Consider the following 13,753-nt stretch of genomic DNA (forward strand, 5'->3'; position numbering starts at 1 on the left):
AATAACTTGTTTTTGAAGGCAATTATAATATTGGACAGTAGTGTTCTAAATTTATTACATTAGTAAACCCGTTATCGGAAAGATATTTGTAAATAATACTATTTGTAGCAATTATTAATTCCGAATCATTTAGTGCGGATTTATTGTCAATAGTTTTGATAGATATGATTGAAGAGTTAAGATAATCCATAGCTTTTGAAATACTTCGATCTGTAACTGCATAAATGGAAATATTATTTCGTAAACAGAAATGCAAAAAAGCAAGTCCTCTTTTACCGATTCCCCAAACTACTGGCTTTTTAACGCCGTGAATGAGTGATTTAAGTTCGTCTGCAGAAGATTCAAGTTGGGCGGCTAACAGCTTATCTTCTTTCCACCATGTTTCTTCCAACGTATTAGTAAGAAATAGTTGTTTTATGATGCTTTGAACAGAACTGCAGTTATCAAATAATTCCTCGTTTTCAAGAATATATGCTCTGAGATTATCATAATAGGCAGCTCTTACTTTGTCGTCAGATGCCCTTCTAAGCTCTTCAAGGCTCCCTCTAAGAAGAAGTTCAATGATTTTACGGATTATATCACAAGGCTTAAGTATTTGAAGTGAACTGTTATTATCTTTTTCGAATTGTTGATTGAAATGTTCATCTACAAGTTGTTTAGCACAAGATAGTAAGTTATTTGGATTTCTGTTTTCGCTAATTTGGCCAACTCTGTTATTCCTATGAACCATATCAGATTTTCCGGGAAGGTGATAGATTCTCTCTGAAGACAACAGCGCCTTACAACTGAAGTAAACATCATTGGAAGATGTAAGATTTTGAAAACGAATATTGTTATCTGTAACTATCTTCCTTTTGATCAGCTTATTCCATACCATGTTCCTGCAGTCAAAAAAGCCAGAATCACCAAGCTCTGAGAAAGAAAAAGGCCCTTCTGGGATATTTGAAGATTTATCTAAATAGCAAATGACACCATCTGCTTCATTTGCTATATTGCAAATACAAATATCAGCATCAAAAGAAGTGGCAGCATTATATAAATTTGATAAAAAGTCAGTCTTATATTCATCGTCTGAATCCAAAAAAATGATGTATTCACCGCATGCAAGGTCTATTCCTGCATTCCTAGCCGGACCAGCTCCAAGATGTTCTTGATGAATAACCCGTATTCTTTTGTCGTCGGCCGCATATTTACTGAGAATTTGAAAGGAATTATCACAGGAACCATCATCTATGCATATCAATTCCCAATCTGTAAGCGATTGGTTAATTACGTTCTTTATAGAATTATTTAAATAGTCTGCAGTATTATATACAGGCATTATTATTGAAATCATATCCCAGACTCCCTATGAACTGTACAGGTTATACGCCAGCAGAGATGTGATCAGAAAAAAGTATGCATTAGTACAGGATACTTTTGAAATTTATCGATAATGAACTCCCGCGGTAATTGGTGAGGTAATCCCTGTTATTTCCGGAAAAAGTGGAATCTGATTGCATAAAGTTATTCTCAAGAGTTCGACAAAAGAACTATATCTGATAAAATCTTTTCCTTCTTCCAAATTCGCTTCAAGCAGAAGATCTACTATTTCTTTTTCAAAAGAACTCGTAGCTATAACTATCTTTTGCATAGAATAATGATTTGTTTCTAAATACTCTTTTAGGTTATTGAAGAAATCAATATTATAATCACATCGTCTTTGTTCTCTATCAATTATTCCTATGACACTAATGCCTAGATTTATGAATAGACGTAAAAGTTTCTTGCCGTAATTTCCATATCCCCAAATGACATATGAGATGCTACGATCAAGATGTAGATCACACCTGATGTTTTCTTTATACTCATCATTGACATTATAAAGATAATGAATGAAATATGATTCATAACGATCAAGCTGTTCTTCTTTAAGAATATCCCTTGAAATGACATCACTGACATCTGGAAGTTTGTAGCCCAATGACTCAATTACGGGTTTCCAAAATGAATAGTTCCAATCGGGAAAATGGTGAGTACCAAATGGTAAACCTCTTTTAGCAATATCTCTAAGACCATGAAAACAATCATCCTGAGCAGAAAATGTTGAAGCAATCATAGGATCTGGAACCCTATAACCTAGATAATGTAGATGTCCACAGTAAGCAAAAAAATCATCTTCGTGTTGTAAAAAAATTTCCTTACGAATCTCCCATTCAGGAACATATTCCTTGTTTCTAACAAGCTCAAGAGTTGTATTTACTTTTCTTAATGAAAATCCGCCGTTTCCAACGTGGTATTCTTTCCAGCGACCTTTGGCAATAGGTGCTCCAATGTAGTCATATCCCATATCAACAAATTCCATAAGCCTGTTAGAAAAAACAAAAGCATCAAGCTGGTAAATCAATGTATAATGATATTTTTCAAAACGAATATAAAAATCTTCAGAAAGAAGTAATTCACTGTATGATGCCGTACTATTAAAATAATGATTATCGAATCGTTCAACTATAGCTTTCTCTTTATACTCCTCTTCTGATATATGAAGCGTTAATGGTGCAACGTAGAAAATATGATAGCTACATAAAACTCTATGTACCTGTTCTAAAGATATTTTCTCAAAAAGGTTTAGCTTTTCTTTGTAAATTGGAATTATTACGCAACATTTATGCATAATGTACGCCTCATATTATCAAGAATTAGGTAGTGGTATCGTTGCATAGTACATCAATTGTTTACATATTATATTTTTGTTTTGGGGATTTTGGATTATAATATGGAGCAAAGTTAAGTATGCATATTTTTGCTGATACACCTTCGCGTAACAATTCATCTTTATACACTATCAAAAACTTGTTTTTATTTTCTATCTTTGTTTGTGATTCATTCCTTGAAACCACCTGTTTCTCAATACAAATTGGTCACAAATATCCGGAGAATATTGATATTTCCAGCATATATAAGGGAGACTAAGTTGATCTCTGAAAGTAAAACGTTCCAATTCACTCCACCAGTGATACATTATTTCTTTTGTTTGTACATCATTCATATTTCTAACTAGACATCCGTTCTCAAAAAGTCCGTTATTAATTGGATATCCATCATTAAAATAGAATGCAGCCTGTTTGATAAAGTCTGCCTTAAACTCTGGAAAACGTTCTATCAATGCAGCCGTCTCATCTGCAATACAGCTCCTTTCGCGATGGGGAAAACATAATAGCTTTCCGTTGAAATATATATTCACATACTCTCTCACACTTCCGACAATCTTTATCCTTGCATCTACCCAAATACATACTCCATCACATTTAAAGTATTCATGGGGCAATATTTTAATCCTTTTGGAAAGTTTTACATCAGATAAACTATCATCGTTTATATAAATTATTTCCCATGTTTTAGAAGTGATATTTTTAGAGTTCGTAAAACAGATATAATCTGTATTTTCATCTTTTGTTAGCGGCTCATTTAAATTGTCGTAGTTTCCAGTTATTGCCGTATAAACAGTAATATGCTTTTCTTTATCCTCATATCTGTCCTTCTTTATATATTTTCCATATCTTTTAAAATACTTGTTTCTGCAGTTCAAAAAATAAATAAATGATCTCCATGTATGGATAGTATCAGGTCTGTAATGACCTAATTTAGTAATCTGGCTGATTATCTCTTCGTAATATATGCTCGCAATTACGATATAATCGTATTGGCAGTCTATTATAGCGTTAGGGTTCAAACATTTTTTAGTTCCAAAGATTTTACCTTGTCTAGATATGTCATTATCGCAAAAAAATAGAATCTCAACCTCGTTTTGAAGAAGATAATCCTTATTTAGTCGTATGAATTCTTCTGCTGTTTTGCCCGTCCCCCACACAATGACTTTCACTGTTCAACAACTCCTTTATTAAGCTTTTGTTAGTCATACGTTTGAGATTGCTTGATTACATTTTCTACATATTATGTCACTTTCATCTTGGTTTAATTTATAGCGAAGCTCTTTGATACTTTCTCCGTTCAATATTTCCTCGTACGTTTGCTCAAGTAAATTGCCTAATACAGCTGTCAGTCCATAATCCATACAACAAAGTATCACGGTTCCATCAGGCAAAAGTACGTTGTTATTCAGCATACATCCACATCTTTTACACTTTATCTTCCCGCCTAAATAATTATGTGTAGCACAATCCTCAATGTTCCCGGCTCTATCAATAAGATTGCTGTCTATTGGTATAGATGTCTCTATTACTCTGTTTTTTATATCTGGATGGACATTTCCATGGCATGAGAAAACATCAATCTTGATTTTTTCATTTTCATAATCCTTCATGACAAGGTCAAATATTTTTATCCATTCTTTATTTAATGAAAAATGACAATTCATTTGTTCATCTGGAATGTGTAGACAAAACCATTCATACTTGATATCTCTGAGCTCTTCCCAATCAGACTCATCCATACCCTCTAAGGTAGTTGAAACAACAATCCCATGCCCTTTTCTAACCGCGTATTTGAGCATTTGTGTGCACGAGCTATTTAGCCAAGGTTCACACATTCCGGTAAAGTGGATATTTGTCTGAACAGGTATTTTGTCAACACATCTTTTGAAAACATCAAACGACATTTCTCTTGCTCTGCAAGGTTGTTTGAAATAAGTATCTGCCAGTTTATCCTGTGGACAATATTTGCAGTTTAATTTGCATCCAATTCGAGTTGTTATTTCCATAGACTGTTTTTTCATACTGCCCCTGCTTAAAAACTTTAAAAGGGGATATACGGTATTTCCCTATATCCCCTAAACTATTATTCTGTTGTAGGTGTAATTGTGACTTTCACTGTTGTCTTAGCGGTGTTGTTAAATGTAATAGTATGTTCGCGCGCTCCAGGCATTGCAGTTACATATTCTTCATTAAATGTTAACGTTCCATTGCTGAAAGAATATTTTGTTGTTTCGAGCGTCATTGTTTTTCCGCTCTTTACATAGGTGATTGATGAAATATTAGTTGCAGCAGATGGACCAGCACCCAAATCAACTACTACATCAACATCACTTCCTGCCACCTGTGTATAAGTTGTTGTGGCTATAGACGGTGTTGCATCTTCTGAGTAGTTTGTATCTATTGTTATTCCAGAATCGGTCGCATCACCTTGCGCTTTAGCAGCCCAAGAATATGAAAATGTTAATTTAGGAGCTGTTGTATCACTACCATTTGTGGGCTCGAAATTAGCTACAGCACCTTCAAACTGTACAGGTACCGCATTCCACTTAGCAGAACTCAACGCTTTATAAGAATAGCCGTTGTCATCGTAGTCAAAACTGAAGTTGTTAGCATCTGCTGCTAATACTACCGTTTTGGATACTTCAGTAGTACTAAGCTCTATTCCTGTGGTTGCAGCCTTACCAAGAAGCATCCCTAAGTAAAGCTTCTCAGCTGTAGGACTCGATGCTGTTGCATCAGCTTTTGAGCCTACTGTAATGTCCTTGCCTCCGGCGCTTGCTTCAAGCTTTGCTTTGATAGTGAATGTAACATCACCTGATCCCTTGTTGGCAATAATGAAAGTATTACTCTTGTTAGAGAATTCCTTTTCACCAGTTGCAAAGTATACACCAGTATCCGCATCTTTGTTAGGGAAGGTATACCCAGAATAAGCAGCTTGATCTGTTTCCTGAATAAGTCTCTGAGGGTCAATATTGTATGCGAGACTAGATGCGATAGATTCACTTGTAGGAACCAAGACCTTGGTGATGACAGTAGAAACATATCCTTCCTTAGCACCTGAACCTGAGCCTGAACCTGAACCTGAAATATCAGTATCGGCTGCAAGCACTGTCATTGCTCCGCCAAAGAGCATTGTTACTGAAAGTACTACTGCTACTAAGTTTTTGTTAAACATAATCAAATCCTCCTTGATTTAAAAAATACTTCCGCTCCATCATGTTGCGGATGTTACCTTGATTAATTTGCGATCTCTATAGTGAGACCGACTCTTACGGTACTTAATGTATTCTGTTCTTCATCTATCAGGTGATAGATCATGACGCAGTCATAAGTACCTGCCTTCAGTTCCGTATTTAGTTTGATGTTTTTTAATTCACCACCTAGCGGAATAACCGGCGATTGGTAAATCGGATTCTCTTCATCTTCCGATAGGAAGAGATCGAAGAATATATCGTTTGAGTTTGCCTTATCATTTGCCACGTAAGCGTCATCCGATTCGGCATCCCCGGTCTTAAAGTGCCATACGTTAGTCATAGTTGCACTAAAGTATCCCGGAGGAACATATTCCTGACTAAAGAGATCTTCAGCGACTTCCTCAACGTTTTCTTCAGTTACAACAGTGTCACGTCTGGCCTCTTCCTTTGTTTCCTCCTTTCCTTCCTTGCCTCCTCTAAGTAACAAGAAGACAATTACACCGATCAGGATGATGATAACAAACGCCAGTATTACAAAAATCAGCGCTTTGCCCTCATTAGAGGAGTCTTTACCTTGTCTTGAAGTTTTAGTCATCTTTGCCTAAACCTCCGACTGCTTTTTGTGATATCTCTTTCGCAGATATCATTCATATAAGGTGATGAGCTAAAACGTCAGTAATATAAATACTTTGAAGTTTAGGGACGATGCTTTAGACTACTTAAAATAATTGAATTAATATGTCTAAATGTTAAATGACTGCATCAGTTTATCCATATTTGAGGCTTTGCTGGCCAGGGTCGGATGCACATATCTGTCCATGGTGATGGCAACGCTTGAATGACCCAGGATTTCCGATAGAGATTTGATATCAAATCCAATTTCCACGCATCTGGTGGCAAAAGTGTGGCGAAGAGCGTGATAATTGCCGCTTTCTATGCCTGATCTTTTTAGGATACTCTTGAACCTGTACTGCAAGGTCCTGGGCTCCACAAAAGTATCAGCTTCTCCTGTGAGAATATATGCTCCTTCGATATAAAAAGGCCTGATAAGTTCTATGAGATCATCCGGAAGGGGAATTTCTCTTATAGAGCTTTCAGATTTCGGCGAAGTAATGAGAATAGAGGTCTTACTTTTCTTTGAAAAAGGACTTGTGGAACGAAGACGCTTCATAGTCCTGTAAACCTTTAGTGTCTTCTCTGTCAGATTAACGGCGTCCCATTTAAGAGCACAGAGTTCTCCTTCTCTGATACCTGTAGAAAGAGACAGTAGGATGCCTATGGCGGTCAGGCATTTCTTACTACAGGTTTCCGGCCTATTCTTGATGTCGGACATTAGTACACGGAGCATTTCCTGTACTTCATGTGATGTAAATACTCTGATATTGTGTTTTTGTTTCCTTATATTAATATCATCTGTGGTATAGCCCACAGGATAGTTATTACGGATAGCATATCGCCTGATAGATCTGGCTATTGAGAGAATCTGCCTGATAGTCTGTGGGGATAAGCCCTGTTTCCGCTTTCCACCCTTTAGCATCAACTCTCTCGACAGCTTTTCCAGATCCTTGCTGCTAATCTTTGCCATCTCCTTATTGCCTATAGCCGGAAGCAGATAGCTTTGCAGCAGATCTTCGTATTTTATGATTGACGACTCTTTTCTCTGCTCTTTGATGGAAGCCAACCATAGAGCTGATATAGCCCTAAAGGTGATCTTTTGCTTGTCTCGTTCATATGATGGATTGGTCAGTCTGTAGATCTTGATCTTTTCCATTAACTTGACTCTGGTTTCACTGTAGCTGTTTCCATATACAGACTTATATATTGTCCTCCCGTTTATTCTGCCCACTTTGATCCGCCCCTCCCAGCGTCCGTCTTTTCTTTTGTAGATGTTTCTTCCTATTCTTGACATAACACTCCTCCAGTCTGACCATCTTTGTGACCAATTAAAAAAGTGTAAAGATAATCATATTTCAAAAAAAATTTAATTCAGCTATAAATTATATGACAAAAACAGACGATAAAGATTATGAAACGCTAGTGGGATATGTTAATGATGCATGCGTATCCGCGTATGTAACAGTATTACGAACTAAACTTATCAAAATATGGATAATTTTACTGAAATCTGTTACAATTAAAGGAGACATAAGAGATATTTTTATCTTTTATGAATGATATCTACGAAAGATATCAAAAAAGCAGTCGGAGGTTTAGGCAAAGATGACTAAAACTTCAAGACAAGGTAAAGACTCCTCTAATGAGGGCAAAGCGCTGATTTTTGTAATACTGGCGTTTGTTATCATCATCCTGATCGGTGTAATCGTCTTCTTGTTACTTAGAGGAGGCAAGGAAGGAAAGGAGGAAACAAAGGAAGAGGCCAAACGAAACACAGTTGTAACTGAAGAAAACGCAGAGGAAGCCGCTGAAGATCTCTTTAGCCAGGAATATGTTCCTCCGGGATACTTTAGTGCAACTATGAATAACGTATGGCACTTTAAGACCGGGGATGCCGAATCGGACGACGCTTACGTGGCAAATGATAAGGCAAACTCAAACGATGTATTCTTCGATCTCTTCCTATCGGAAGATGAAGAGAATCCGATTTACCAATCGCCGGTTATTCCGCTAGGTGGTGAATTAAAAAACATCAAACTAAATACGGAACTGGAGGCAGGTACTTATGACTGCGTCATGATCTATCACCTGATAGATGAAGAACAGAACACATTAAGTACCGTAAGAGTCGGTCTCACCTTAGAGATCGCAAACTAATCAAGGTAACATCCGCGACATGATGGAGCGGAAGTATATTTTTTAATAATCAAGGAGGATTATTACTATGAACATCAAAAGATTTTTAGCAATTGCACTTTCAACAACAATGGTACTCGGAAGCTCATTGACAGCACTGGCTGCTAATGGACCCACAGATACATCCGGAACAATTAGCGGAACAGGTGCAGGATCCAAGGAAGCAGATAAGGTTAATACCACTATCGTCAAGGTTGTAATCCCTACCCAGGAAACTGTTGAAAACACACTGAAATTTACAGTCGACCCTCAGAGACTCGTACAGGGAACCAACGCAGCTAAGTATGGCGAAGGCTATACCTTCCCTTCAAAGTCCGCTGATACTGGAGTGTATTTCCAGACAGGAACCAAGGAGTATGATAGCAAGAGTAATGCATTGTGGTTAGCTAATCTTGGTACTTCTGATGTGACGTTTACCATTAATCCTAAGGTGGTTGCTAAAGTTGCAGGAACAGATATAGCACTTGGAACAAAGGCAGAAGCAACAGCTGCTAATCCTGCTGCCCCTAAGCTTTATCTCGGTGCTACATTGGGCGGAAATGCCATTCAGCTTGCTACAGATACAGCTGCTGTAAAAGCAGTGTTGGCTACAAAACCCGACAATTTCCATTTCACATATGATGAAGACGAAGAGGAATATGGATTTGAGTCAATGGGCATAAAGTGGAATGGTGTTCCTGTTGTTTTTGAGGGTGCTATCACAAACCTTGCTATTGAAGATACCGTAACAATCCCTTCTCTCAGCCTCACTTTTTCTTGGGCTGCCAAGCAAGAAGCCGATGCTACAGACAGTACAGTTAAGGTATCAACATACAAGGAAAGCCCCGCTATTGCTAACGCTACTATAGTTTCAGGCCAGGCATACAATTATACAGCTACATTTACCAAAGGTACTGATCTGACACTTACAAATGCCGGTATAACAGAAGTAACAACATCTAAAACTATTAATGGAAGTTATGCTGCATCAAGCTCCATAACAGCAAGTAATGGAACTATTACTGTTAAGGGTAGCTTTGCAAGTAATGCAGAAAACGGAGAAGAAAGATTCTTAAAGGTTAAGATATCTGGAGAAACCTTTATAATCAAGCTTACTATTGCTAATTCATAATCAAATTACTTCATTCAGTATGATAGCGTTAGTAATATAACTGAATAATCTTTTTCCAGGGCAGTGGAAACACTGCCTTGGATTTTATAGGAACACGAGCATATGCAATGGAATTCATTCGATGAGTTATTTGAACATCTTAATAATACTTGCAATTACCTGGTCCTGAGGAATTATGAAAATTATAAGGAGGATGATTGGTTAAAAGATCATGGAGACGTAGATCTTTTATGTGATGATATAGAACATCTATATGAAGAAGCTCGTGCCTTTTCAAATCCTCATGATCATGTACATGCCAGCGTTGATATAGCGGGATCATCTAAAAGAATAGATATTCGCTATATTGGAGACAATTATTATGATTCTAAATGGGAACAAAGTATGCTTCTGAATAGAAAGATGGGTCCTTATGGATTTTATGTTCTGGATATGGAAGACTATTACTATTCTCTATGCTATCACGAGGTATACCACAAAAAAGAACTTCGAGACGATTATATTGTAAAGCTAAGCTCGATTGCAGATGATTTAGGGATTTCATTTTCCCCGGAGACTGTTAAAGCACAGCTAGACAGCTATATGACCGACAAAGGGTACATAGAAACGGGATATAGAAGCAAATAAGGGTAAGGTTCATATATGGGTGAGCTTATAAGTAAACTGGGGGAATTAAAAGTGGGGGACGAGGTATTTGACGTTGAGCTAAATGCTTCGGCAACTACAAATGGTGAGGAGTCTATCCATATACAAAATTCCAAATACAGATTTGAATGTAGCAGATCAGATTTTCTAAAGATAGCCGCAACTATTATATTTGCAGAGAAAAACTTTGAATCGTATAAGGAACTGTGATGGCGGATACATCCATTCTTAAAACAATTGATCAATATGATCTGATTATTATTTCTAATGAGCAGGATTTAATTCTGCTTGTCAAAGATGATGATATTATTTCTATGCGAGACCTTCTTGTTGAAAAAGGCTTCGTTAAAACATCTTATAAGTACAATACCAAAGATGGCTATTTATACAGATATGGAGCAGTAGAGCCAATTGAGCTTCATGGTCAAAATGGAAGTATCATCCTGCAAAACAGATTATTATGTCATAGTCTGACTCCGAAAAATATAATTCCTCTTGATCGGGCAATCCAGACCTATGCTTGGGAACACAAGATCTCTAAAGAAGGTCTTTCTTATCTTGATCCAATTTCAAATTATATAAATCGGCTTGTATACTGCGTTTTTGAATGTAATCATTTTGATTCAGACCAAATACAATACTTTGAAAACAATAAGATATATATCGATAATGCAGATTTATATCCTCTAATTAGACTGATTTTATATTCATATACAGATAGGATTATTGAAAAAATTAGGAAATCTGAATATGCAACTATTTATTCTGATTATTTGAAATGGACGGAATATTAAAATATGAGCAATCCTGGAGTGATCAAACTTGCTAGCAACGATATACAAGGGCATAAGTTATGGATTGATGACAATATAGGAGAATCAATCCATATTCACTATGACACTTTTCGAATTGAGCTATCCAGCAAACTATTTATCGAAAACACAGCCAGATTAAAAGAGATAATGGCTAAACTTATGAATATCGATATATATGCTCTTGATGAAAGATTTCTATTTACAGCAATAGATATTCTTTCTGATGATATTGATATCAAGACTAAAACAGTACGTTTGTCTGAATTGTATGTCAGAGAAGAAAATGGACCATGTAATTTACCTTATTGCAAACGGGTGTTGGCTCTAAAAGGAGAATTAGATATAAATCAAACGCCCCAAAGGAGAAGTAATTTTTATAAGCAGACTAATGAAAAAAGGTTAGAGGATAATCTAGAGTATGCCAGAAGGACAGATATCAATGAATTATCTAAAGGAATCTACGTTTATACAGATCAAAACTTAATAATAGATGGTTGGCACAGAGCTGCTTGCCTTTATCATCTCTATGGAGATATAAACGTAGACATTAATTGTATTACTACTAAACAACAAAATAAATTAAGAGAAATACTACCAAAAAATCTGGTTCCACCAAAAAAGAGAATCATCCTCTATGGTGCTGGTAAAAATGGCATCAATTGCTTTAAACAATTACTTAATCAAGGACACAATATTGTCGCTTGGTGGGATGGAGCATTTACGGAAATAGAAAGCAGATGTGGATATCCCATAACTGCTCCAATGTCACTTGAAACAGATCGATTTGACTTTATTCTGATAACTATACTGAATCCAGATTATCAAAAAGATATTATCAAACTTCTAAAGGAACATGGTATTACAAAAGAAAAAATACTATGTGTTTGAATACGCACATATATATCCTTATCTCATGAAAGTATATCTATTGATCTAACACAACTAAAGCGAGTCGTATGATTGTTTGAGGAGCATAAAATTGTTTCCGCTAAGATATATTGAAAAAGCAAAAAGATAATACTACTTGGCGGCGGATCCACAGGAAATGGTAAATACATATCCATTGAAAAAGGATTATGACTTCAACATGAAAAATGAATGTTCCTCATTCTTAAACAATAATATTAGGCAATATGTTCTTGATTTGTAAATCAAAGTTCATTTTTCATAACAACATCTATTTTACTTTTCTATAATGAGAGGAAAATATGATTTCTGTAGTTATGCCTGTATTTAACACAGCTCCATATCTTAATGACACGATTCAAGGAATTATCGATCAATCATTTATCGATTGGGAGTTGATTTGTGTAGATGACGGTTCCACTGATGAATCCCTTATGATACTGAGACGGTTTATGAGTATAGATAAGCGTATCAAGGTTTTATCGCAATGTAACCAAGGCGCTGCAGCTGCTCGTAATTACGGACTTATGCATTCTTTCGGGGAATATATTATCTTTCTTGATTCAGATGATTCATTCTCCAAATACTTTTTAGAAATAATGTACAACGGAATAAAAACAGCCGATGATGATATTTGTATTTGCGGATATACGTCATCGGGTACAGACATTGACTATTACAAAAAGCCTATATGCATCCCTGATGGCTCATTTCGTCTTCAAGACCTAGGGGATGACGGTTTTTCTTTGTGCAGGCTAAACCCCTGGAATAAGCTTATCAAAAAAAGCCTTATCGATGACAATCAGATTGTGTTCCAGTCGTTACAATCATCTAACGATGTCTGTTTTTCTTTAAGAGTACTATCAGAAGCAAAATCCATTTGTTTTATAAATGACTTTGATTTGATAATCCATCGAACAGATCGAGCTGGTCAAATTAGCGAAAACAGATGTCCAAGTGATTTATTGAAGGCAATAAATGAATATATACAAAAAACTACTATCTCTGATGATTCCATGTCCAGGAAGACGATTGACATCACTTTGCGGGCCTCTATATATGAATTAAGAAGGTGTCCTTCATTTGTAAAGAAAGAGTCGTATTATCGTGAGTTGAGAGAGTTTATTCGCTCCAATGGATTCATATTTGACAAAGCCTCTGAGACTCAAAAGAAACAAATTCAATTGTTTATGGAAAACGATGTCAATTCTTATTGGTGGGAATTAAACAATATTTGTCAAATGCAATTGTCTCAATATCCAGAAATAATAGAATTGTTGTCATCTTACAAATATGTCGTATTGTGGGGGTGCGGTAAAAGAGGAGATTCTTTTCTGTCATATATAAAGAGTGCCGGAATAAAGGTTACTGGAATCACAGATATTGATATAAACAAAGCAAAACAATTATCATTAAAATACTATGAAAATGATATCTCAATCACGCAAGAGCAAGCTTTATCACAATCAGATTGCATAATTGCTGCAAACAACACAGTTTATCATTATCTATATTCAATCAAATACAAAGGTCATCTTATAGATTTAGAAAAATATTGTAATCTTATTTGAGAATGAT

Annotated in this window: 14 protein-coding genes; 7 read left to right on the forward strand and 7 right to left on the reverse strand. The window is 36.0% G+C overall.

Features of this window, described 5'->3' with window-relative positions:
* Positions 1-22 precede the first annotated feature (22 nt).
* The 7 genes from G636_RS19415 to G636_RS0106770 form a co-directional block, all read right to left on the reverse strand.
* Entirely contained in the window at positions 23-1,336 is a 1,314-nt protein-coding gene (locus G636_RS19415) for a glycosyltransferase family 2 protein (protein ID WP_026507425.1), read from the reverse strand.
* 90 nt (positions 1,337-1,426) lie between these two features.
* A complete protein-coding gene (locus G636_RS0106745; RefSeq protein WP_026507426.1) occupies positions 1,427-2,653 on the reverse strand; it encodes a DUF5672 family protein in 1,227 nt (408 codons plus the stop codon).
* Between the two features lie 192 nt (positions 2,654-2,845).
* Positions 2,846-3,862 carry a glycosyltransferase domain-containing protein gene (locus G636_RS19420; RefSeq protein ID WP_051226642.1) on the reverse strand — a complete coding sequence of 339 codons (1,017 nt, stop codon included), beginning with the start codon at positions 3,860-3,862 and terminating at the stop codon, positions 2,846-2,848.
* Between the two features lie 33 nt (positions 3,863-3,895).
* A complete protein-coding gene (locus G636_RS0106755) occupies positions 3,896-4,714 on the reverse strand; it encodes a radical SAM/SPASM domain-containing protein (RefSeq protein WP_026507427.1) in 819 nt (272 codons plus the stop codon).
* A gap of 62 nt (positions 4,715-4,776) precedes the next feature.
* Positions 4,777-5,868: a hypothetical protein gene (locus tag G636_RS0106760; RefSeq protein ID WP_026507428.1), complete on the reverse strand. Its 1,092-nt coding sequence runs from the start codon at positions 5,866-5,868 to the stop codon at positions 4,777-4,779.
* 62 nt (positions 5,869-5,930) lie between these two features.
* The gene (locus G636_RS0106765; RefSeq protein WP_026507429.1) at positions 5,931-6,482 is read right to left on the reverse strand and encodes a hypothetical protein; all 552 of its coding nucleotides are present in this window, start codon (positions 6,480-6,482) and stop codon (positions 5,931-5,933) included.
* Positions 6,483-6,629: 147 nt separating this feature from the next.
* Positions 6,630-7,796: a tyrosine-type recombinase/integrase gene (locus tag G636_RS0106770; protein ID WP_026507430.1), complete on the reverse strand. Its 1,167-nt coding sequence runs from the start codon at positions 7,794-7,796 to the stop codon at positions 6,630-6,632.
* 311 nt (positions 7,797-8,107) lie between these two features.
* Here G636_RS0106770 and G636_RS0106775 point away from each other — a divergent pair, with 311 nt between their 5' ends.
* From G636_RS0106775 to G636_RS19425, 7 genes are all read left to right on the forward strand, one after another.
* Positions 8,108-8,659, forward strand: coding sequence for a hypothetical protein (locus G636_RS0106775; protein WP_026507431.1), 552 nt, complete (start codon positions 8,108-8,110; stop codon positions 8,657-8,659).
* A gap of 67 nt (positions 8,660-8,726) precedes the next feature.
* The gene (locus tag G636_RS0106780; RefSeq protein ID WP_026507432.1) at positions 8,727-9,809 is read left to right on the forward strand and encodes a hypothetical protein; all 1,083 of its coding nucleotides are present in this window, start codon (positions 8,727-8,729) and stop codon (positions 9,807-9,809) included.
* 102 nt (positions 9,810-9,911) lie between these two features.
* Positions 9,912-10,436 (forward strand): hypothetical protein, encoded by a 525-nt coding sequence (locus G636_RS0106785; RefSeq protein WP_026507433.1) that lies wholly within the window; start codon positions 9,912-9,914, stop codon positions 10,434-10,436.
* Between the two features lie 15 nt (positions 10,437-10,451).
* The gene (locus tag G636_RS0106790) at positions 10,452-10,664 is read left to right on the forward strand and encodes a hypothetical protein (protein ID WP_026507434.1); all 213 of its coding nucleotides are present in this window, start codon (positions 10,452-10,454) and stop codon (positions 10,662-10,664) included.
* Positions 10,664-11,248 (forward strand): hypothetical protein, encoded by a 585-nt coding sequence (locus G636_RS0106795; RefSeq protein ID WP_026507435.1) that lies wholly within the window; start codon positions 10,664-10,666, stop codon positions 11,246-11,248. Before G636_RS0106790 ends, G636_RS0106795 begins: the two co-directional genes overlap by 1 nt.
* Positions 11,249-11,251: 3 nt before the next feature.
* Positions 11,252-12,157, forward strand: a complete 906-nt coding sequence (locus tag G636_RS0106800) for a nucleoside-diphosphate sugar epimerase/dehydratase (RefSeq protein ID WP_026507436.1) — start codon at positions 11,252-11,254, stop codon at positions 12,155-12,157.
* Between the two features lie 320 nt (positions 12,158-12,477).
* Positions 12,478-13,746, forward strand: a complete 1,269-nt coding sequence (locus G636_RS19425; protein ID WP_026507437.1) for a glycosyltransferase family 2 protein — start codon at positions 12,478-12,480, stop codon at positions 13,744-13,746.
* The last annotated feature ends 7 nt before the right edge of the window (positions 13,747-13,753 follow it).

The organism is Butyrivibrio sp. MC2013, assembly GCF_000424585.1.
In the GTDB taxonomy this organism is placed as follows: Bacteria; Bacillota; Clostridia; order Lachnospirales; family Lachnospiraceae; genus Butyrivibrio.

What these genes read in the sequence shown, in the direction of transcription:
- G636_RS0106755 (WP_026507427.1), bottom strand. Translation starts at nt 4,714, where the DNA reads ATGAAAAAACAGTCTATGGAAATAACAACTCGAATTGGATGCAAATTA.
- G636_RS0106745 (WP_026507426.1), bottom strand. Translation starts at nt 2,653, where the DNA reads ATGCATAAATGTTGCGTAATAATTCCAATTTACAAAGAAAAGCTAAAC.
- G636_RS0106795 (WP_026507435.1), top strand. Translation starts at nt 10,664, where the DNA reads ATGGCGGATACATCCATTCTTAAAACAATTGATCAATATGATCTGATT.
- G636_RS0106785 (WP_026507433.1), top strand. Translation starts at nt 9,912, where the DNA reads ATGCAATGGAATTCATTCGATGAGTTATTTGAACATCTTAATAATACT.
- G636_RS0106790 (WP_026507434.1), top strand. Translation starts at nt 10,452, where the DNA reads ATGGGTGAGCTTATAAGTAAACTGGGGGAATTAAAAGTGGGGGACGAG.
- G636_RS19425 (WP_026507437.1), top strand. Translation starts at nt 12,478, where the DNA reads ATGATTTCTGTAGTTATGCCTGTATTTAACACAGCTCCATATCTTAAT.
- G636_RS0106765 (WP_026507429.1), bottom strand. Translation starts at nt 6,482, where the DNA reads ATGACTAAAACTTCAAGACAAGGTAAAGACTCCTCTAATGAGGGCAAA.
- G636_RS19415 (WP_026507425.1), bottom strand. Translation starts at nt 1,336, where the DNA reads ATGATTTCAATAATAATGCCTGTATATAATACTGCAGACTATTTAAAT.
- G636_RS0106800 (WP_026507436.1), top strand. Translation starts at nt 11,252, where the DNA reads ATGAGCAATCCTGGAGTGATCAAACTTGCTAGCAACGATATACAAGGG.
- G636_RS0106780 (WP_026507432.1), top strand. Translation starts at nt 8,727, where the DNA reads ATGAACATCAAAAGATTTTTAGCAATTGCACTTTCAACAACAATGGTA.
- G636_RS0106770 (WP_026507430.1), bottom strand. Translation starts at nt 7,796, where the DNA reads ATGTCAAGAATAGGAAGAAACATCTACAAAAGAAAAGACGGACGCTGG.
- G636_RS0106760 (WP_026507428.1), bottom strand. Translation starts at nt 5,868, where the DNA reads ATGTTTAACAAAAACTTAGTAGCAGTAGTACTTTCAGTAACAATGCTC.
- G636_RS0106775 (WP_026507431.1), top strand. Translation starts at nt 8,108, where the DNA reads ATGACTAAAACTTCAAGACAAGGTAAAGACTCCTCTAATGAGGGCAAA.